The organism is Microbacterium sp. EB106-03-03-XG65 (assembly GCF_058791955.1).
On record NZ_JBYTEB010000001.1, the window covers coordinates 2,184,682 to 2,204,701 of the forward strand.

The 20,020-nt window shown below is 67.2% G+C and carries 19 protein-coding genes and 2 tRNA genes; 11 read left to right on the plus strand and 10 right to left on the minus strand.

The annotated features are described in order from the left end of the window. Window positions 1-40 precede the first annotated feature (40 nt). On the minus strand, window positions 41-2,113 hold the full coding sequence (glgX, locus tag AC3WS6_RS10275; RefSeq protein WP_492500922.1) for a glycogen debranching protein GlgX: 2,073 nt from the start codon (window positions 2,111-2,113) through the stop codon (window positions 41-43). 95 nt (window positions 2,114-2,208) lie between these two features. Here glgX and AC3WS6_RS10280 point away from each other — a divergent pair, with 95 nt between their 5' ends. Genes AC3WS6_RS10280 through ligA form a run of 3 tightly spaced genes read left to right on the plus strand, consistent with a single transcriptional unit; the run spans window position 2,209 to window position 6,849 of the window. After that, window positions 2,209-3,384 carry a cysteine desulfurase family protein gene (locus AC3WS6_RS10280; RefSeq protein ID WP_492500923.1) on the plus strand — a complete coding sequence of 392 codons (1,176 nt, stop codon included), beginning with the start codon at window positions 2,209-2,211 and terminating at the stop codon, window positions 3,382-3,384. Between the two features lie 9 nt (window positions 3,385-3,393). After that, a complete protein-coding gene (gene mnmA / locus AC3WS6_RS10285; RefSeq protein WP_492500924.1) occupies window positions 3,394-4,491 on the plus strand; it encodes a tRNA 2-thiouridine(34) synthase MnmA in 1,098 nt (365 codons plus the stop codon). Window positions 4,492-4,533: 42 nt separating this feature from the next. Then, entirely contained in the window at window positions 4,534-6,849 is a 2,316-nt protein-coding gene (gene ligA / locus AC3WS6_RS10290; RefSeq protein WP_492500925.1) for an NAD-dependent DNA ligase LigA, read from the plus strand. A 134-nt stretch (window positions 6,850-6,983) separates the two neighbouring features. Here the strand turns inward: ligA and AC3WS6_RS10295 are convergent, their stop codons facing one another. Together AC3WS6_RS10295 and AC3WS6_RS10300 are read right to left on the minus strand one after the other, a co-directional pair. Next, a complete protein-coding gene (locus AC3WS6_RS10295; RefSeq protein WP_492500926.1) occupies window positions 6,984-8,834 on the minus strand; it encodes a DEAD/DEAH box helicase in 1,851 nt (616 codons plus the stop codon). 47 nt (window positions 8,835-8,881) lie between these two features. Further along, window positions 8,882-10,588: a long-chain-fatty-acid--CoA ligase gene (locus AC3WS6_RS10300; RefSeq protein ID WP_492500927.1), complete on the minus strand. Its 1,707-nt coding sequence runs from the start codon at window positions 10,586-10,588 to the stop codon at window positions 8,882-8,884. A gap of 67 nt (window positions 10,589-10,655) precedes the next feature. On the opposite strand from AC3WS6_RS10300, the gene gatC reads away from it, so the two are divergent. The 6 genes from gatC to AC3WS6_RS10330 are packed head-to-tail and all read left to right on the plus strand — an operon-like array spanning window position 10,656 to window position 16,207. Then, a complete protein-coding gene (gene gatC, locus AC3WS6_RS10305) occupies window positions 10,656-10,955 on the plus strand; it encodes an Asp-tRNA(Asn)/Glu-tRNA(Gln) amidotransferase subunit GatC (RefSeq protein WP_201469672.1) in 300 nt (99 codons plus the stop codon). Then, window positions 10,952-12,469, plus strand: coding sequence for an Asp-tRNA(Asn)/Glu-tRNA(Gln) amidotransferase subunit GatA (gene gatA, locus AC3WS6_RS10310; RefSeq protein ID WP_492500928.1), 1,518 nt, complete (start codon window positions 10,952-10,954; stop codon window positions 12,467-12,469). Before gatC ends, gatA begins: the two co-directional genes overlap by 4 nt. Continuing rightward, window positions 12,469-13,983 (plus strand): Asp-tRNA(Asn)/Glu-tRNA(Gln) amidotransferase subunit GatB, encoded by a 1,515-nt coding sequence (gene gatB, locus AC3WS6_RS10315; protein ID WP_492500929.1) that lies wholly within the window; start codon window positions 12,469-12,471, stop codon window positions 13,981-13,983. Before gatA ends, gatB begins: the two co-directional genes overlap by 1 nt. Window positions 13,984-14,030: 47 nt before the next feature. Then, window positions 14,031-15,287 (plus strand): DNA polymerase IV, encoded by a 1,257-nt coding sequence (gene dinB / locus AC3WS6_RS10320; protein ID WP_492500930.1) that lies wholly within the window; start codon window positions 14,031-14,033, stop codon window positions 15,285-15,287. A 37-nt stretch (window positions 15,288-15,324) separates the two neighbouring features. Beyond that, complete coding sequence (locus AC3WS6_RS10325) at window positions 15,325-15,642, plus strand: hypothetical protein (protein WP_492500931.1); 318 nt, start codon at window positions 15,325-15,327, stop codon at window positions 15,640-15,642. Further along, on the plus strand, window positions 15,626-16,207 hold the full coding sequence (locus AC3WS6_RS10330; RefSeq protein ID WP_492500932.1) for a nucleoside/nucleotide kinase family protein: 582 nt from the start codon (window positions 15,626-15,628) through the stop codon (window positions 16,205-16,207). The genes AC3WS6_RS10325 and AC3WS6_RS10330 overlap by 17 nt, the downstream gene beginning before the upstream one ends. A gap of 2 nt (window positions 16,208-16,209) precedes the next feature. On the opposite strand, the gene AC3WS6_RS10335 is transcribed toward AC3WS6_RS10330, so the two are convergent. From AC3WS6_RS10335 to orn, 6 genes are all read right to left on the minus strand, one after another. Then, the gene (locus tag AC3WS6_RS10335; protein ID WP_492500933.1) at window positions 16,210-16,701 is read right to left on the minus strand and encodes a DUF2017 family protein; all 492 of its coding nucleotides are present in this window, start codon (window positions 16,699-16,701) and stop codon (window positions 16,210-16,212) included. Beyond that, complete coding sequence (clpS, locus tag AC3WS6_RS10340) at window positions 16,698-16,991, minus strand: ATP-dependent Clp protease adapter ClpS (protein WP_492500934.1); 294 nt, start codon at window positions 16,989-16,991, stop codon at window positions 16,698-16,700. The genes AC3WS6_RS10335 and clpS overlap by 4 nt, the downstream gene beginning before the upstream one ends. Beyond that, window positions 16,988-17,335, minus strand: coding sequence for a metallopeptidase family protein (locus AC3WS6_RS10345; protein ID WP_492500935.1), 348 nt, complete (start codon window positions 17,333-17,335; stop codon window positions 16,988-16,990). Before AC3WS6_RS10345 ends, clpS begins: the two co-directional genes overlap by 4 nt. A gap of 36 nt (window positions 17,336-17,371) precedes the next feature. Further along, entirely contained in the window at window positions 17,372-17,998 is a 627-nt protein-coding gene (locus AC3WS6_RS10350) for a LysE family transporter (protein WP_492500936.1), read from the minus strand. A gap of 95 nt (window positions 17,999-18,093) precedes the next feature. Continuing rightward, window positions 18,094-18,169, minus strand: a tRNA-His gene (locus AC3WS6_RS10355). A 36-nt stretch (window positions 18,170-18,205) separates the two neighbouring features. Next, complete coding sequence (orn, locus tag AC3WS6_RS10360; protein ID WP_492500937.1) at window positions 18,206-18,832, minus strand: oligoribonuclease; 627 nt, start codon at window positions 18,830-18,832, stop codon at window positions 18,206-18,208. A gap of 60 nt (window positions 18,833-18,892) precedes the next feature. Here orn and AC3WS6_RS10365 point away from each other — a divergent pair. Further along, window positions 18,893-18,965 (plus strand) — tRNA-Arg (locus AC3WS6_RS10365). A gap of 31 nt (window positions 18,966-18,996) precedes the next feature. On the opposite strand, the gene AC3WS6_RS10370 is transcribed toward AC3WS6_RS10365, so the two are convergent. Continuing rightward, complete coding sequence (locus AC3WS6_RS10370) at window positions 18,997-19,266, minus strand: hypothetical protein (protein WP_492500938.1); 270 nt, start codon at window positions 19,264-19,266, stop codon at window positions 18,997-18,999. A 206-nt stretch (window positions 19,267-19,472) separates the two neighbouring features. Here AC3WS6_RS10370 and AC3WS6_RS10375 point away from each other — a divergent pair, with 206 nt between their 5' ends. Next, window positions 19,473-20,003 (plus strand): single-stranded DNA-binding protein, encoded by a 531-nt coding sequence (locus AC3WS6_RS10375; RefSeq protein WP_492500939.1) that lies wholly within the window; start codon window positions 19,473-19,475, stop codon window positions 20,001-20,003. Window positions 20,004-20,020: the final 17 nt, after the last annotated feature.

The window sequence follows — 20,020 nt, forward strand, 5'->3', positions numbered from 1 at the left end:
TGGAGCGGGTAGCTCGCGGAGGGCACCGGCGCGCCGCCGTTCATTCCACGCGGAAGAGACGCATCGAGGTGCCCGGGATGGGCAGGATGTCGCCGGGGGCGAACACCTCGCCGCGGTCATCCGGACGGTCATCGGCGCTCGACCACAGCGACACGAAACGCGTCGCGTCCTCGAGATCCTCGGGAAGGCGCACGTCGATCGGCGACTCCGTGCCGTGCACAATGAGAAGGATGCGGTTCGCCGGCTCACGGTCGGGCGTCGATGCTGCGACGTACTGCAGCGTGCGGTTCCCCGGATCAGTCCACTGTTGACTCTCCATCGTCTCGCCGTTCTGATCGAACCAGTCCATGACCGAGGCGTTGGGGATGTGCTCGCCGAGACGGGCGTACCGGCTCGGGCGCAGGGCGGGGTTCTCGGATCGAAGCTCGATGAGACGGGTCGCGTGCGCGCGCAGGTCTTCCTGCCAGGGTTCGGCATCCCAGCCGAGCCATGTCATCGACGAGTCCTGCGCATAGGCGTTGTTGTTCCCGCGTTGCGTCCGACCGACCTCATCGCCTGCCGTGAGCATCGGGATGCCTGCGGACAGCAGCAGGGTGCCGAGCAGGTTGCGCATCGCCTTGCGGCGGGCGGCGAGAATGGCGGGATCGTCGGTCGGCCCCTCGATGCCGTGATTGAACGCCCTGTTCATGTCGGCGCCGTCGCGGTTCTGCTCGCCGTTCGCCTCATTGTGCTTGACGTCGTAGGACACGAGGTCGTGCAACGTGAATCCGTCGTGCGCCGTCACGAAGTTGATGCTCGCGAGCGGGCCCCGCTCGTCGGCGAACGTGTTCGATGAGCCGGCGAGACGAGTGGCGAAGCCACCGATGCCCACCGGAGCGGACGCGCGACGCGCGTAGTCGATGTCGCTGAGCCAGAAGTTGCGGACCCGGTCGCGGTAGCGGTCGTTCCACTCCATCCAGCCGTTGGGGAAGTTCCCGGTCTGCCAGCCACCCATGCCGACATCCCACGGCTCGGCGATGAGCTTGGTGTCACGGAGGACGGGGTCGTTCGCGATGGCGGTGAGCAGCGGATGCTCCGGAGTGTAGGTGTGCGTGCCATCGCGGGCGATCGCGGCGGCGAGGTCGAAGCGGAATCCGTCGATCTGCATCTCCTGGGCCCAGTAGCGCAGCGAATCCAGGACGAGCCGAGCACCGGCATCCGTCGAGGTGTCCAGCGTGTTGCCGCACCCCGTCGTATCGATGTACGCGCCCGACGCGTCCTGGCGGTAGTAGCTGGCGTTGTCGATGCCGCGCAGGCTTGAACGGGGACCCCCGAGGCCCTCCTCCGACGTGTGGTTGTACACGACGTCGAGGATGACCTCGAGTCCGGCCTCGTGCAGCAGTCGCACCATGCCCTTGAACTCGGCCAGAACGGCCTCCGGGCCGCCCTTGCGCGCCTCTTCGGTCGCATAGGCGTTGTGAGGCGTGAAGAAGTTGAGGGTGTTGTAGCCCCAGTAATTCGTGAGGCCGCGCTCGAGCAGTCGTGGCTCGGGAACGAATGCCTGCACGGGGAGCAGCTCGATCGATGTGATCCCCAGCGCGTGGAAGTACTCGATCATCGCCGGGTGTGCGAGTCCGGCATACGTCCCGTGTAGAGCAGGAGGCACCGCGGGCTGGCGCTTCGTCAGGCCCTTGAGGTGGCCTTCATAGATCACGGTCCGGTCGAGGGGGACCCGTGGCTTGACGGACTCGCCCCAGTCGAAGCCGTCGACGATCACGACGGACCTCCATTCCTCGTACCCGTCGCCCTGGGCGAGGCCACGGGCATAGGGGTCGAGGAGGAGGGTCTCGGGATTGAACGTGTTCCCCGGCCCGTGCGGACCTCCGACTCGGATGGCGTACCTTGTGCCGGGTTGGAGGAGGTCGGTCGTCACCTCCCAGACGCCGCCGGGGAGGCGAGCGAGGTCGACTTGGTCGGTGACCCAATCGAGGTCGGTCGCGTCGAAGACGACGAGTTCTATGGATGACGCGTTCTGCGACCAGACGCGGAGGGTTCCGACGCCGTCGTGAAGGCGCACCCCGAGGTTGTCGAGTGCAGTACCGCCGGGCACGGTGATGTCTCGGATCGCGGGCATGAGTACACCATAGAGGTCTGCACCCGGGTCTCAGGACAGAGCGCACTCAGTTCCAGATGCGCGCCATGCCCCCTCAAATGGGGGAGAGTGGAACGATGCAGCACTATCTCGACCACGCCGCGACGACACCGCTGCGCCCCGAGGCGCGGGACGCATGGCTCGAAGCGAGTCAGATGATCGGGAACGCATCGTCGACACATGGCGCCGGACAGGATGCGCGGCGTCTCCTCGAAGAGGCGCGGGAGCGCGCTGCAGCAGTGCTGGACTGCGATCCGATCGAGGTCGTCTTCACCTCAGGGGGAACGGAATCGATCAACCTCGCGCTCCAGGGACTGTGGCAGGCGCGAACCGCGGGATCGGATGCCATCGTCATGCCGGACGCCGAGCATCACGCGACGATGGACACTGTCGAGGCCTTGGTGGCGGCAGGAGCGGTGCTGCGCGCTGTTCCGGTATATCGCACGGCGGCGATCGATGTGGGCGCATTCGCGGCGCAACTGCCGGGGGCGGCGCTGGCCACCGCGCTGGTCGCGAACAACGAGGCGGGGACGACGAACGATGTCGCCTCGCTCACTGCCTCGGCCGCTCAGACACGCGTTCCGCTGCATCTCGATGCGGTCGCGGCGCTCGGCCATCTCCCGCTCTCCTTCCGCACGCTGAGAGGAGATGCCCCGGATGCGGTCGGTCTTGTCGCGATGAGCGTCGCGGGGCACAAGATCGGCGCGCCGGTCGGTGTCGGCGCGCTGGTCGTCGCTCGCACCGCGCGGCTCTCCGCGCTGCTTCGCGGTGGCGCGCAGCAGCGCGGGCTGCGCGCCGGAACGCAGGACGTCGCCGGCGCTGCGGCCTTCGCGACCGCGCTGGAGCTCGCCGAGTCAGAGCGGGAGGCCGAGGCGGCGCGGCTCTCGGCGATGCGCGACCGGCTGATCGACGGCATCCTGGCGAGAGTGCCCCAGGCCGAGCTCCTGGGGGACCACTCGAGTAGGCTCCCCGGCAATGCTCACGTCCTGTTCCCCGGGGCGGTGGGGGAGAGTCTCCTCTTCCTCCTCGACATGGCGGGTGTCGCCGCCTCGACCGGTTCGGCCTGCCAGGCGGGTGTCGCAGAGCCGTCTCACGTCGTGATGGCCATGGGACGCACCGAGCAGGACGCACGCAGCGCGCTCCGCTTCACGCTGGGACGCACGTCGACCGACGCCGACGTCGATGCTGTCCTCGCATCCATCGCCGAGGCCTACCTGCGGGCTTCCGGCTCCGGCTCAGCCGCACGCTCGTAGACTGGTCCCATGAGGATTCTTGCGGCCATGAGTGGTGGAGTGGACTCCGCAGTCGCGGCCGCACGGGCCGTCGACGCGGGGCACGACGTCGTCGGCGTGCATCTCGCACTCTCCCGCGCGGGCGGCACTCTCCGCACGGGAAGTCGGGGGTGCTGCACGATCGAGGATGCCCTCGACGCGCGTCGAGCGGCTGATCTCCTGGGCATCCCCTTCTACGTCTGGGACTTCTCGGAGCGCTTCCGCGAGGACGTGATCGCCGACTTCGTCTCGGAGTATCAGGCCGGGCGCACCCCGAACCCCTGCATGCGATGCAACGAGAAGATCAAGTTCGCGGCTCTCCTGGAGCGCGCGATCGAGCTCGGTTTCGACGCGGTCTGCACCGGACACTACGCAACACTGATCCCGACGGATGCCGGGCTCGAACTGCACAGGGCCGCCGACAATGCGAAGGATCAGTCGTACGTACTGGGCGTCCTGACGGCGGAGCAGCTTGCGCACACCTACTTCCCGCTGGGCACCACACCTTCGAAGGCGGTCGTGCGCGCCGAGGCGGAGGCTCGCGGGCTGAGCGTCGCCCAGAAGCCCGACAGTCACGACATCTGCTTCATCCCCGACGGCGACACCAGAGGCTGGCTCGCCGAGAAGGTCGGCACCGCCACCGGAGAGATCGTCGACCGCACCGGTTCGGTCGTGGGCTCCCACGAAGGCGCGCACGCCTTCACAGTCGGCCAGCGCCGCGGCCTCAAGCTCGGTGTGCCGGCGGCCGACGGCAAACCGCGGTTCGTGCTCGAAGTGCGGCCGGTGTCGAACACGGTCGTGGTCGGTCCGAAGGAAGCCCTCGCGACGCGCGAGATCTCAGGTGATCGATTCAGCTGGGCGGGTGCCGCCCCGGTCGAGTCCGAGTTCGACTGCGAAGTGCAGATCCGTGCACACGCGGAGCCTGAGACGGCGCGGGCCTTCGTCTCGTCCGATGGTGTCCGCGTGGTGCCGGACCAGCCTCTGAACGGAGTCGCACCTGGCCAGACGGCGGTGCTCTACGTCGGCACCCGGGTGCTCGGTCAGTTCACGATCGACCGCACGGTGTCCGCGGTTCCGGTCGACGCGTAGCGTCTGCCTCTGGATGTCAGTGGCCGCTCGTAGACTGGCGGAGTGCCGGAGAACATCTCGCTGGAAGACGCCCGTATCGAAGCCGACGAGCTGACCACTCGCATCCTCGAGGCGAAGGACGCGTACTACGGGCGCGATACCTCGCTCGTCGACGACTCCACCTATGACGGCTGGATGCACCGGCTCGAAGAGCTCGAGCGGTTGCACCCCGAGCTGCAGGGGCAGGACTCGCCCACGCAGATGGTGGGCGCGGCCGAGGCGACGGGGCTCGCGACCATCGAGCACGCCGAGCGGATGCTCAGTCTCGACAACGTGTTCTCGATCGACGAGCTCCGCGAGTGGGCTGCGAAGACGCGCGCGTCCGCGGGCCGAGACGTCGACTGGCTCACCGAGCTCAAGATCGACGGCCTCGCGATCAACCTGCGGTACGAGAACGGGCGCCTGACGTCGGCGGCTACTCGAGGAGACGGACGCGTCGGAGAGATCGTGACGGAGAACGCACTGCGTCTGCCCGAGATCCCTCTCGAGCTCAGCGGCGAAGGACACCCGCCGATCGTCGAGGTACGCGGAGAGGTGTTCATTCCGGTGGCTGCCTTCGAGCGTCTGAACGCCGCGCAGGCGCAGTTCCGCGAGCGCGCGTATGCCGATGCGCTGGCTCGGTGGGAGGCTCGAGGCGGCGCGAAGAAGCCGTTCGACGAAGAGAAGGCGCGAAGCGCGGCAGCCCGGCGGTTCCCCTCGTTCGCCAATCCGCGGAACGCGGCGAGCGGCGGTCTGCGTCAGCAGATCGACAAGAAAAACGGACTCGAGCTCGAGGCGGGGATGCTGCGCATCGAGTCGCTCGCGCTCTACGTGCACGGCATCGGCGCGTGGGAGGACCCGCCCGTCGCCGCGCAGAGCCAGGTGTACGAGCAGCTCGCGGAATGGGGGCTGCCGACGAGCCCGCACACGAGGGTGTGCACGAGCGTCGACGACGTGGTCGCGTTCGTCGAGTACTTCGGCGAGCACCGGCATGACATCGAGCATGAGCTGGACGGGATCGTCGTCAAGGTCGACGAGCTGTCGTTGCATGACGAGCTGGGCGCAACGAGCCGGGCACCCCGGTGGGCCATCGCATACAAGTACCCGCCCGAAGAGGTGCAGACGAAACTCCTCGACATCGTCGTGTCCGTGGGCCGGACGGGCCGCGCCACGCCGTTCGCCGTGATGGCTCCCGCCCAGGTCGCGGGGTCGGTCGTCAGACAGGCGACGCTCCACAACAAAGACGTGGTGAAGGCCAAGGGTGTCCTGATCGGCGACACCGTGGTGCTGCGCAAGGCCGGGGACGTGATCCCGGAGGTGCTCGGACCCGTCGTCGACAAGCGAGATGGCACCGAGCGGGAGTTCGTGATGCCGACCGAGTGTCCGGAATGCGGCACGCCGCTCCGTCCCATGAAGGAGGGCGACATCGATCTGCGTTGTCCCAACGCCCGGTCATGTCCGGCCCAGGTCCGCGGGCGCGTGGAGCACATCGGATCCCGCGGCGCCCTCGACATCGAAGCCCTCGGAGAGGTCACGGCCGCCGCGCTCACGCAGCCGACGTCGCCGGCGACCCCGCCGCTCGAGACCGAAGCCGGATTGTTCGCGCTGACGCTCGAGGAGATCGTGCCGATCGAGCTCGTCGTGCGCGACGCGGAGACGGGTCTCCCGAAGGAAGACGACGACGGTCTCGTCAAGATGCGCGCGCCCTTCCGGCGCAACCCCACGGCGGCCGAGAAGAAGTCCGGCCTCGAGGGGCCGCAGCCGTCATCACAGGCGGTGACTCTGCTCGCCGAGCTCGAGAAGGCCAAGACCAAGGATCTCTGGCGTCTCCTCGTCTCCCTCAACATCCGCCATGTCGGACCCGTGGCCGCCCGCGCGCTCGCGCAGTGGTTCGGTTCTCTCGACGCCATCCGGGCGGCCTCCCGCGACGAGCTCGCGGCCGTAGAGGGCGTCGGCGGCATCATCGCAGACTCGCTGCTCGACTGGTTCGAGGTGGATTGGCATCAGGAGATCGTGCGGCGATGGACGGAAGCAGGCGTGCAATGGTCGACGCCGGGGCACCCGGGGCCGGGCGCCGCGGTCGTCGAAGGTGGAGTGCTCGACGGACTCACAGTCGTGGCCACGGGTTCGCTCGACGGCTACACGCGCGACGGAGCACAGGAAGCCATCATCAAGGCGGGCGGCAAAGCAGCGTCGAGCGTCTCGAAGAAGACCGACTTCGTCGCTGCCGGACCGGGAGCCGGGTCGAAGCTCGCGAAAGCGGAAGAGCTCGGCATCCGCATCCTCGATGCCGCTCAGTTCCACATCCTCGTCACAGAAGGCCCTGGCGCTCTCGGCTGACGTGCCGAACCCCTGATCGCTGTCCCCGGTGCACGGCCGTGTGACGCCGTACGAGCGGGAGCCCCCGGATACACGCGAGCGCGCCGCGCCCGGACATCCGTCTGGGCGCGGCGCGCTCGATGCGTCGCGGCTGATCAGCCCTTGTGGCGGGGCTTGCGGAACGGTTTTCCGTCCCGGTCGTCGCCGCGCGAAGGACGATCGTCGCGGTCGTAGCGCGGACGCTCGTCACGGCGGTCGTAGCCGCCGCGGGAACCGGCGTCCCTCGGCCCGTCGTTGCGACGGGCTCCCGGTCCGCGGTCGGGCTTGATCTCGATCAGACGGCCCGAGATGCGCGTGTCCTTCAGCTTGTCCAGCACGGACGAGTCGAGGTTCGCGGGCAGTTCGACAACGGTGAAGTCAGGACGGATGTTGATCGCACCGAAGTCGTCGCGGCCGAGGCCGCCCTCGTTCGCGAGCGCGCCGACGATCTGACGCGGCTCGACGCGGTGACGACGCCCGACCTCGATGCGGTACGGCTTGTAGTCGCCGCGCCCACGGCGCTCGCGCGGCTCCCGGGGCTCGCGGCGGTCACCGCGGCCACTGTTCTCGCGCGGCGGCCGGTTGTCGTACTCGACGGCTCTCGACAGAGCGTCGTCGGCGGGGTCGAGGAGCAGGGGGGTGTCGCCCTGGGCGACCACAGCGAGAGCGGCGGCCACATCGGCTTCCGGCACGTCGTGGTTGCGCACGTAGTGATCGATGATGTCGCGGAACTTCTCGATGCGGGCCGCGTCGGTGAGCGCCGTGGTGATCGCATCGTCGAAGCGCGCGAGGCGCGTGGTGTTGACGTCATCGAGGCTCGGCAGCTGCATCTGCGTGGGTGCCTGACGGGTGGCCTTCTCGATGGACTTCAGCAGGTAGCGCTCGCGCGGGGTGATGAAGCTGATCGCATCGCCCGTGCGACCGGCGCGACCCGTGCGGCCGATGCGGTGCACGTAGGACTCGGTGTCCGTCGGGATGTCGAAGTTGACCACGTGGCTGATGCGTTCGACGTCGAGACCGCGGGCCGCGACGTCGGTCGCGACCAGGATGTCGAGCTTGCTCGCCTTGAGCTGGTTGACGCTGCGCTCGCGCTGCACCTGCGGCACGTCGCCGTTGATGGCGGCCGCCGAGTATCCGCGGGCGCGCAGCTTCTCGGCGAGCGTCTCGGTCTCGTTCTTGGTGCGGACGAAGACGATCATTCCGTCGAAGTTCTCGACCTCGAGGATGCGGGTGAGCGCATCGACCTTCTGCGCGTACGACACCACGAGGTAGCGCTGCGTGATGTTCGTGCCGGTCGCGGTCTTCGACTTGATGCTGATCTCTTCGGGCTCGCGCAGGTACTTCTGCGCCAGACGACGGATCTGCGGAGGCATGGTGGCCGAGAACAGGGCGACCTGCTTCTCCTCCGGCGTCTGCGCGAGGATCTGCTCGACGTCTTCCGCGAAGCCCATCTTCAGCATCTCGTCGGCCTCGTCGAGCACCAGGTACTGCAACTGCGACAGGTCGAGGGTGCCCTTCGCGAGGTGGTCCATGATGCGACCGGGGGTTCCCACGATCACGTGCACGCCGCGACGGAGTGCCGACAGCTGCACGCCGTAGCCCTGTCCGCCGTACACGGGCAGGACGTGGACGCCCTTCATCTTCGAGGCGTACGACTCGAACGCCTCGCACACCTGCAGCGCGAGCTCGCGGGTCGGAGCGAGCACCAGGGCCTGCGGAGTCTTCTGCGACACGTCGAGGCGCTCGAGGACGGGGAGCGCGAATGCTGCGGTCTTCCCCGTTCCGGTCTGCGCCATGCCGACGACGTCGCGGCCGGACAGGAGAGTCGGGATCGTGGCGGCCTGGATGGGGGAGGGGGTCTCGTAACCGAGGTCCTTGATGGCCTTGAGGACGGGGCCCGAGATGCCGAGCTCCTCGAATCCAGGGGTCTCGGGGGCGTCGGTGGGCACAGCGTCTTCAGGAGTCACTGACCAAGGGTAGCGCTTCGCGGGATCACGCGCCTGTGAGGGCGCCCTCAGGACCCCGAAGTCAGCGCGAGGAGCTTCTCCTTCACCTGCCGTCTGAGCACCTTGCCGATGAGTGACTTGGGGAGCTCATCGACGATGAAGACCCGGCGGGGAACCTTATAGGGGGTGAGGATGCTGCGCGCATACTCGCGAATCGCCTCGACGTCGACATCGACGTCGGCTCCGGCGTCCACGACGATCGCCGCGACCACCTCTTCGCCGGAGTGGTCGCTCGGGAGACCGACCACCGCAGCATCCGCCACCGAAGGATGCTGCCGCAGCGCGTTCTCGACCTCGGTGGGGGCGACATTGAACCCGCCCGTGATGATGAGCTCTTTGATTCGATCGACGATCCTGACGAACCCCGCGTCGTCGATGGTCACGATGTCGCCGGTGCGGAACCAGCCGTCGACGAAGACGGCCTCCGTCTCTTCCGGCTTGCCGTAGTAGCCGGAGAAGACCTGGGGCCCACGCACCAGCAGCTCGCCCGCGGAGCCCTCAGGGACATCGACCGTCGGGTTCTCGGGATCGACGACGCGGCATTCGGTGCCGGGGAGCGGAAGTCCGACAGTGCCGGGCACGCGGTTGTCCGCCACGGGGTTCGCCATCAGCACGGGTGAGCACTCGCTGAGTCCGTACCCCTCGACGAGGAAGCCGTTCGTCGCTGCCTCGAAAGGAACCACGAGCTCATGCGGCAGCGCCATGGCGCCGGAGATCGCGACCTCGATGCCGTCGAGGGAGACGCCCTGGGTGTTCGCGGCCGAGAGCAGCCGATCGGCGATCGGCGGGACGAGCGGGAGGAAGGTCGCCGGATGCTTCTTCATCACGTCGAGCACGAGGTCGGGATCGAACTTGGGGAAGAGTACCAGGCGGGCGCCCATGGACATCGCGAACGTCAGGCAGAGCGTGAGTCCATATGCGTGGAACATCGGCAGCACCGCGTACACGACGCAGCCCTTGCCGCGCTGGATCGACGGAACCCACGCCTGCGACTGAGCGGCGTTCGCGAGCAGGTTGCCGTGGGTCAGCGCGGCGCCCTTGGGCGTCCCTGTGGTGCCGGAGGTGTACTGGATGATCGCGAGGTCATCGGTCGCCGGCTTCGGATGCGTGGCAGGGATGGGCGCGGACTGCACCAGCGAGTCCCAGGTGACGGTTGCTCGCACCTTCTCGGTGAGAGCGGCGCGAGAGGCACGGGCCTTCGCCACCGGCAGCCGCAGGGCCACACGCGTGAGGAGAGGCATGGCTCGGGTGACATCGACGGAGATCAGGTTCGTCACGGTGAGATCCGACAGGAATTCCTGCACCGTGGTGACGACCTTGTTCCACACGATCGCGTGCTTCGCGCCGTGGTCCTCGAACTGCTTCCGGAGTTCGCGGGGCGTGTAGAGCGGGTTGTGCTCGACGACGACGGCGCCGAGGCGCAGCACCGCGTAGAACGCCACGATGTGCTGCGGGCAGTTCGGCAACACGATCGCTACCGGGTCACCCGCCCGCACGCCGAGGTCACGAAGCCCGGCGGCGGCCCGGTCGATCGCATCCTGCAGAGCGGCGTAGGTCGTCTCGCGACCGAAGAACTGCAGCGCGGGGGCATCCGGGTAATCGCGAGCCGATGCGGCAGCGATGTCGATCAACGACCCGGACACGGGGGAGAGGTCCTGCGGGACGCCTGACGCGTAGCTGGCGATCCACGGGCGAGGAGGCTGATACGAGCTCACTCGCCCAGCATAGGCGGGCGACACCGGACCGCAGGGACTCGGCGAGCGCGGGAACTAGACTTGGAGCGTGTCTGAAATCACCCCTGATCTTGTGCGCCATCTCGGCGTGCTCGCGCGCATCCAGCTCAACGACGATGAGGTGACCCGACTCACGGGGCAGCTCGATGCCATCGTCGACAACATCGCGAAGGTGTCGGAGGTCGCAAGCCCTGACGTCGCCGCGACGAGTCATCCGATACCGCTGAGCAACGTCTATCGCCCCGATGTGGTGGGTGAGCCCCTCACGCATGAGCAGGTGCTCCAGAATGCGCCGGACCAGGCTGACGGCCGGTTCCGCGTCACCGCGATCCTGGGAGAAGAGCAGTGAGCGACATCATCCGCATGACCGCGGCAGAGCTTGCGGACAAACTCGCCAGCCGCGAGATCTCGAGCGTCGAGGCGACTCGTGCGCATCTCGACCGCATTGCCGCCGTAGACGGCGACGTGCATGCCTTCCTGCACGTCAACGACGGCGCGCTCGATGCCGCGGCGGCCGTCGACGCCCGACGCGCGGCGGGCGAGGAGCTCGGACCGATCGCCGGTGTGCCGCTGGCGATCAAAGATGTGCTCGTCACGACCGATCAGCCGACCACGAGTGGTTCACGAATCCTCGAGGGCTACCGCTCGCCGTACGACGCCACGGTCGTCGCACGCTCGCGCGCCGCGGGCCTGATCCCGCTGGGCAAGACCAACATGGACGAGTTCGCGATGGGCTCTTCCACTGAGCACTCCGCCTACGGTCCGACCCGCAACCCGTGGGACCTCGACCGGATCCCCGGCGGGTCCGGGGGCGGCTCGGCCGCGGCGGTCGCCGCGTTCGAGGCCCCGCTCGCCCTCGGCTCCGACACCGGAGGTTCGATCCGTCAGCCTGCCCATGTGACCGGAACGGTGGGCGTGAAGCCGACCTACGGCGGTGTCAGCCGCTACGGCGCGATCGCACTCGCCTCGAGCCTCGACCAGGTCGGTCCCGTGACTCGCACGGTGCTCGATGCAGGTCTCCTGCACGACGCGATCGGCGGACACGATCCCAAGGACTCCACATCGCTGCGTGACGAGTGGCCGTCGTTCGCGGAGGCCGCTCGCGAGGGCACCCGCGGAGACGTGCTCAAGGGCCTCAAGGTCGGCGTCATCCGCGAACTGCCCGACAGCGGGTTCCAGCCCGGCGTGGCGGAGTCGTTCCGGAGTGCACTCGCGCTGATGGAGGCGCAGGGCGCGGAGATCGTCGAGATCGGCGCCCCTCACTTCGAGTACGGAGTCGCCGCGTACTACCTGATCCTGCCTGCGGAGGCATCGAGCAACCTCGCGAAGTTCGACTCCGTGCGGTTCGGACTCCGCGTCACGCCGAACGGCACGCCCACCGTCGAGGACGTCATGTCCGCGACGCGCGACGCCGGATTCGGCGACGAGGTGAAGCGCCGCATCATCCTCGGCACCTACGCGCTCTCGGCCGGGTACTACGACGCGTACTACGGCAGTGCACAGAAGGTGCGCACGCTCATTCAGCAGGACTTCGCGAATGCCTTCGCCGAGGTCGACGTCATCGCGACGCCCTCGGCCCCGACCACCGCGTTCAAGATCGGCGAGAAGATCGACGATCCGCTGCAGATGTACCTGAACGACATCACGACCATCCCCGTCAACCTCGCGGGAGTTCCCGGCATCTCGGTTCCGAGCGGGCTCGCGTCGGAAGACGGACTGCCCGTCGGCATCCAGTTCATCGCACCGGCGAGAGAGGACGCGCGACTCTACAAGGTCGGCGCCGCTGTCGAGACGCTGCTCGTCGATTCGTGGGGAGCACCTCTCCTCACGCGTGCACCCCAGCTCGCAGGAGGGACCCGCTGATGGCCACCGCCAAGCTCATGGACTTCGACAAGGCTCTCGAGCTGTTCGAGCCCGTGCTCGGGTTCGAGGTGCACGTCGAGCTCAACACGAACACGAAGATGTTCTCCGACGCGCCGAACCCCGCGAACGAGCTCTACCACGCCGCTGAGCCGAACACTCTGATCGCGCCCGTGGATCTCGGACTGCCCGGTTCGCTGCCGGTCGTCAACGAGACCGCGATCCGCTCGTCGATCAGCCTCGGTCTCGCGCTGGGGTGCTCGATCGCGCCGTCGAGTCGTTTCGCGCGCAAGAACTACTTCTACCCGGATCTCGGCAAGAACTATCAGATCTCGCAGTACGACGAGCCGATCGCCTTCGAGGGCTCGGTCGAGGTGGAGCTCGAGGACGGCACGATCGTCCAGATCCCCATCGAGCGTGCTCATATGGAAGAGGACGCGGGCAAGCTCACCCACATGGGTGGCGCGACCGGACGCATCCAGGGTGCGGAGTACTCGCTCGTCGATTACAACCGCGCGGGAGTGCCGCTCGTCGAGATCGTGACCAAGACGATCTTCGGCACCGAGCACCGCGCCCCCGAGGTGGCCAAGGCATACGTCGCGACCATCCGTGACATCGTGCGCAGCCTCGGGATCTCCGAGGCTCGCCTCGAGCGCGGCAACCTGCGCTGCGATGCGAACGTGTCGCTGCGCCCTCGCGGTCAGGAGAAGCTCGGAACGCGCACCGAGACCAAGAACGTCAACTCGATGCGCTCTGTCGAGCGCGCCGTGCGTTATGAGATCCAGCGTCAGGCGCAGATCCTCGCCGACGGTGGCACGATCACGCAGGAGACGCGGCACTGGCACGAAGACACCGGCACCACGTCCCCCGGTCGTCCGAAGTCGGATGCCGATGACTACCGCTACTTCCCGGAGCCGGACCTGGTGCCGGTGGAGCCCGCCGCAGAACTGATCGAGTCGCTCCGAGCCCAGCTTCCGGAACAGCCCGTCGCTCGCCGTCGACGCCTGATGGCGGAGTGGGGATTCACGGACCTCGAGTTCCAGGATGTGCGCAACGGGGGCCTGACGGAGGTTGTGGAGGCGACCATCGCTGCAGGCGCGACTCCCGCCACAGCGCGAAAGTGGTGGACGGGTGAGATCACTCGACTCGCCAATTCGCAGGAGAAGGATGTCACCGAGCTGGTGTCGCCCGAGAACGTCGCCGCCCTGCAGAAGCTCGTCGACGCGGGAACGCTCACGGACAAGCTGGCCCGTCAGGTGCTCGAGGGAGTCATCGCCGGTGAGGGCACCCCTCAGGAGGTCGTCGACGGCCGTGGACTCGCGGTCGTCTCGGACGACGGCGCGCTGATCGCCGCCATCGACGAGGCGCTTGCGGCTCAGCCCGACGTGCTCGCCAAGATCAGGGACGGCAAGGTGCAGGCCGCCGGCGCGGTGATCGGTGCCGTGATGAAGGCGATGAGGGGGCAGGCCGACGCCGCCCGAGTTCGCGAACTCGTGCTCGAGCGCGCTGCGCAGTAACCGGATCCCCCGGGCCTCATGTCGGAGGTCCGGGGGAGAATGGTCTCATGGGGCACGGTGACGGTAGAGGGCGCCTCGTGTCGTCTGCCGATGCCGACGACACGGGGACGAGCATCCTTCATGTCGACATGGATGCGTTCTACGCGGCCGTCGAAGTGCTCGACGATCCGAGCCTGCGCGGCCTTCCGCTGATCATCGGTGCGCCCGAGAGCCGCTCGGTGGTGTCGAGCGCGTCATATGAGGCCCGCCGATACGGGGTCCGCGCCGCGATGCCGGTGTCGCAGGCGCTCCGTCTGTGCCCGAGCGCCACCATCGTGATGCCGCACTTCCATCGCTATCAGGAGGTGTCGCGTCAGGTCATGTCGATCTTCGAGTCGATAACCCCTCTCGTCGAGCCGCTGTCCGTCGATGAGGCGTTCCTCGACGTTCGCGGTGTGCGCCGGCTCTGGGGCAGCCCCGCGAAGATCGCTCATCTCGTACGCGAGCGAGTGCGAGAGGAGGTCGGCATCACGTGCAGCGTCGGCGTCGCCGCCACCAAGCATGTGGCGAAGATGGCCTCGACGATCTCGAAACCCGACGGGATGCTCGTCGTCGCCGCGTCCGATACGCAGGAGTTCCTCGATCCCCGCCCGGTGAGGGCCATGTGGGGCGTCGGGCCGAAGACCGCCGAGGCTTTGGAGGGGCGCGGCATCCGCACGGTGCGTGACATCCGCTCCACGTCTCAGGCGATGCTCGACCGCGCCGTGGGCCCGGCTCTGAGCGCACGGCTGTCGGAGCTCGCTCGGGGGGAGGACCCGCGCACCGTCGAGACCGAGCGGGTGGAGAAGAGCGTCGGGCATGAGGAGACGTTCGACACTGACGTCTCCGACCGCTCGTTCGTGCGTGCGGAACTCCTGCGTTTGGCGGACCGGGTTGCGGCGCGCCTGCGAAGAGCGGGGTGGGAGACCTCGACCGTCGCGATCAAGATCAGATTCGATGACTTCCGCACCATCAGCCGCTCGCAGACGCTTCCCGAACCGACGGCGGTGGGGCAGCGCATCGGCGAAGCGGCCCAGGCGCTGTTCGATCAGATCGAGCGTCGCGATCCCGTGCGACTCGTCGGCGTGCGCGCCGAGAAACTGCGTCCTGCCGGAGGAGGTGGCTTCGGGCTGTGGGACGACGATGAGGATTGGCGTCGGGTCGAGGGTGCCGTCGATGACGCGGTCGCCCGATTCGGCTCGGCGACGATCACTCGTGCCAGGCACATCGGCAGGGACGACGGGAGAGGGGCAGCCCGCCATCCGAAGGCGCACGGCATCGATTGACCCTTCCGCGCTCTGCGTACTGGACTAGCGTGGAGCCATGCCCAACATTGCACTTGAACTCGGTAAGCAGGCATCCACCTTCGGCGTGAAGAGCGCGTACGGCGAGCCCCAGGACGTCGACGGCGTGAGCATCACGCCGGTCGCCCTCACGTACTCCGGCTTCGGCGGGGGAAGCGGAGAGGGCGCGGAAGGCGGCGGGGGCGGAGGAGTCTCCATCCCGGTGGGCGTCTATGTGCGTCGTGAGGAGGGTCTTCGCTTCGAGCCGAACATCATCACTCTGCTCGTGGTCGCTGTACCCTTCGTCTGGGTGACCGGACGTGCACTCTCGCGCATCATCCGTGCCCTCAAGAAGTGACGATCCTGTCGCGACGGCGCTGCGGCATGCTGCGACGCTGATCGTCGACGACATCCACGCTCTCGCGGCTGCCAATCCGGTCGTCCTGATCGACGGGCGCAGCGGTGCAGGCAAGACGACTCTCGCGCGCATGCTGATCGACCGATGGCCGATCGCCGGACGAGTGCAGCTCGTGGCGTTGGATTCGATCTACCCGGGCTGGGATGGCCTCGATGACGGGGTCGAGCGTGCCCTCGACGGCATCCTCCGTCCCCATGGTCGCGGCTATATGGGCGAGTGGCGCCGCTGGGACTGGGATCTCGGCTCGGAGGCCGAGAGCCATGCCATAGATCCGTCGCTCAGCGTCCTGATCGAGGGGAGCGGGATACTCACGCCCGCGACCGCGATGCTCGCCGACGTGCGAGTGTGGCTGGAGTCGCCGGAGAGCCGCCGCAAGCCGCGCGCATTGACGCGTGACGGAGAGACGTATCGACCGCATTGGGCTCGGTGGGCTCACCAGGAGCAGGCCCATATCGATCGCGATGATCCGCGCTCCCTCGCAACCCGGGTGATCGACATTCCCTGAGATCAGAGGAATTCGTCCGCTGCCTCGATCAGCAGTTCGAGGCGATAGCCGAGCCAGTCATAGACGTCGAACCGGGCATCGTCCGGGTCGCGGTCGTCATCGCTCTCGATGCCGAGTCGCTCCGCGATCACCAGTCGGAGCGCCGTGAGCGTACGGAGCCATGCATCGACGTCTGCATAGGGGATGCTCAGCTCATGCTCTGCCACTGCATCCGCCGGAGAGATCGCGTGCATGTCACCGCGCAGACTGCTCAGATTCGCGCGAACCACCTCGGCGTCGAGTGCGCGTCGGTCGAGAAGGTCGTCACGCGTCGCTTCGTGGAAGGCTCGTGATTCCTCCACGTCGTCGGGGTACGGGGCCGGGGAGAGTCGTTCGATCGCGGGGTCACTGACGTCACGGTCGCTCCCGATGAGGTCGCGGAAGTCATCGACCAGTTGAGCAAGCTGGATTCCCTCGACCCGCGCAAGCCGCATCCGAACGGTCGGTTCGCTCATCGCGCGGACCTCCGCACAGTCGCCCAGAGGCCGTAATCGTGCATGGCCTGAGCATGCACCTCCATCGTCTCTCGCGGTCCCGTGGCGACCACGGCATGACCCTCGTGATGGACGGCCCTCATGAGCTGTGTCGCGCGTTCGACGGAGAATCCGAAGTACGTGCGAAACACTCTCACGACGTACGACATCAGGTTGACAGGGTCGTTCCAGACGACGACCTCCCACGGCTCCATCGGCGCTGCGTCGAGTTCGACGACTTCCGCGACATCGGGTGCCGCCGACGGTGTCATGCCCACCCCAGCCGGTGCAGCTGGTCATCGTCGATGCCGTAGAAGTGGGCGATCTCGTGCACCAGCGTCGTGTGTATCTCGTCCCGCAGTTCTGCTTCGTCTTCGCACGCCGCCAGGTGGGGTTCCCGATAGACGACGATGCGATCGGGCAGTTCGCCGGTGCCGTATTGCGTACGCTCGGTCAAGGCCAAACCGTCGTACAGGCCGAGGAGATCCAGGCTCCCATCCTCCGGTCGGTCCTCGACGACGAAGACGACGTTCTCGAGGCCGTCGACCATCTCGTCGGGCAGGCGGTCGAGTTCGTCGATCACGAGTTCCTCGAAGGGGGCAGATTCCATCTCCATCCCATCCAGCCTATTGCCGTGAGGAGGAGCGGGGAGTCAGTGCAAGAACACGAGCAGCGCGGCCACAGCGATGAACAGCGACCCGAACACCGAGTTCAGGATGCGCTGGCCGCGCGCGGAGCGTGTGAACCGCCGGAAAGGACGCGCCGCCGCCGCGAAGAATCCCCACATCACCGCGACGTCGACCACGATCACCGTGATGATCAGAGTGATGTACTGCGGCAGCTGTGGCTGGTCCAGGCGGATGAACTGCGGAAGGAAAGCGAGGAAGAAGACGACCGCCTTCGGATTCAGGAGGTTCACCCAGAAGCCTCGCCGGATCATCGACCAATGGCCCTCATGGGCATCGATCGGAGAGGCGTCGTCGATCACCGGGGCGGGTTTCGCGAGCATCAACCTGATCCCGAGGACCACGAGATAGGCCGCGCCGGCGTAGCGGATCGCGTTGAAGAGCACTTCCGACTGAGACACGATGAGGCCGAGACCCGCCGCGACGATCGCCACATGGACGATGAGAGCAAGCTGCTGCCCGACGATTCCCCAGATGGAACGGCGCCAGCCCTGGCTGAGCGAGTTCGACATGGTGTTGATGGCGCCCGCGCCCGGAGTGAAGCTGATCACCACGCAGGCGGTCAGGAGAGAGAACCATACGGCGAGTGACACCCCGCAATCATAGGGGCGGGGAAAGGGCGGTTCTCATGGTGAGTGCGCTCACACGCAGAAGAGGCCCGAGCCATAGGACTCGAGCCTCTTCGTACTGGGGTGAGTAACGGGACTCGAACCCGCGACATCCGGCACCACAAGCCAGCGCTCTACCAGCTGAGCTATACCCACCATGTACCAACCTGGGTTGGCGACCTGACAAGTCTATTACATGTTCGGAGTGAACTCTGACACGGTGCGGGTCGCGATGTCGCGCGCATCGTCGCTGCTCGGGCCGGGCTCGTCGACGAAGACCGCCTCGCGGTAATAGCGAAGTTCGCGGATCGATTCGAGGATGTCTGCCAGCGCACGGTGGCCCCCATCCTTCGCAGGGGCCTGGAAGAACACGCGTGGGTACCAACGGCGAGAGAGTTCCTTGATGCTCGACACATCGACGTTGCGGTAGTGCAGCCACTGGTCGATGTCTGGCATGTACTTCGCGAGGAACATCCGGTCGGTGCCGATCGTGTTCCCCGCGAGGGGCGCCTTTCTCTCGAGCGGCACGAACCGCTTGATGTAGGCGAGGGTCTGCGCCTGCGCTTCGTCGAGAGAGACGCCGTCGGGGATCTCGTTGATCAGACCGGAGCTCTCATGCATCTTCGTCACGAAGTCATTCATGTTCTCGAGGGCGGCGTCTCCCGGCCGGATCACGATCTGGAATCCCGGGTCCACGGGGCGCAGCTCGAAATCCGTGATCACCACCGCGATCTCCACGAGTTCGTCTACGGAGAGATCGAGCCCCGTCATCTCGCAGTCGATCCAGACGAGGCGGTCGTTCTCTGACGCAGATACCATGCGGCCATCCTATCGACGGCTCGGACATCGGCCTCTGGCGCGGTACGGTAGAAGCTCCCCGCCTCCGTAGCTCAGGGGATAGAGCAGGAGCCTTCTAATCTCTTGGTCGCAGGTTCGAATCCTGCCGGGGGCACCGTGAATCCAGCCGGGTCGACGTCTGGCGCTCAGCCGTTGCGGAGCGCTGCCACCGCGTCGTCAGCTCGCCAGAAGTCGCCGACGAGTCGAAACGACCCCGTCGCGAGGTGGAGACGCTCGGCACGGTACCTGATGCCGAGTGGATCGCTCAGGACGCGCAGATGGCCGAGAGTCCGGCCGGATGAATCCTGCACACGCCAGAGGTGCGCTGCAGCGCGGGTCAGGTGCTCTCGCCGCGATGTGAGTGTCGGTGCAGCGTAGGGGACCTCGGGACGGGAACTGATCAGGGTGTCGGACATCGGTATCTCCTCTCCCTTCGAACATATGGGCGACCACCGACATTGGCCGCGCGGTCCTCTGAGGCGATGCCCGACCTCGCCTGCACAGATCAGCCGGGGCGCGCATCCGTTCACAACCGGCGTCTTCGCGCCGCTCCGCGGCGTGCTCGCGCCCGCAGGCTGGGTGCACCCGGGCATCCGCCCCGGCACACAGAGGAGAGAAGCAGATGCACGACACAGTCACCATCGTCGGCAACGTCGCCACCGACCCGACGCAGGGGCGGACCGCGAGTGGCATCCCCGTCACGAACTTCCGCTTGGCCAGCACCCACCGACGGTTCGACGACGCGACCCAGGCCTGGGTCGACGTCACCACCAACTGGTACTCGGTCGCCGCGTTCCGCCAGCTCGCCGAGAATGCGAAGGCCTCCCTGAGGTCCGGCGACAGCGTGATCGTCACCGGCCGGATGAAGATCCGATCGTGGGAGAACAACGGCAAGCAGGGGACGAGCGTCGACATCGATGCGGATGCGATCGGCCATGATCTGCGCTGGGGAATGACCGCCTATCGACGAAACCCGCGAACGGCAGGGACGGAGAGAACCCGCGAACAGATGCCTCAGCACGGCGACCACCGCGCCGAGGAAGGCCCGACGGACGCGGATGGCGGGCCGACGATCGACACGTCCTGGGCGGCGTCGGACGACCGCGCTCCCGACTTCGACACCGATTTCGCTTCGGCGACCGCGGCGCTCTGAGCGCTCATCCCGTATCG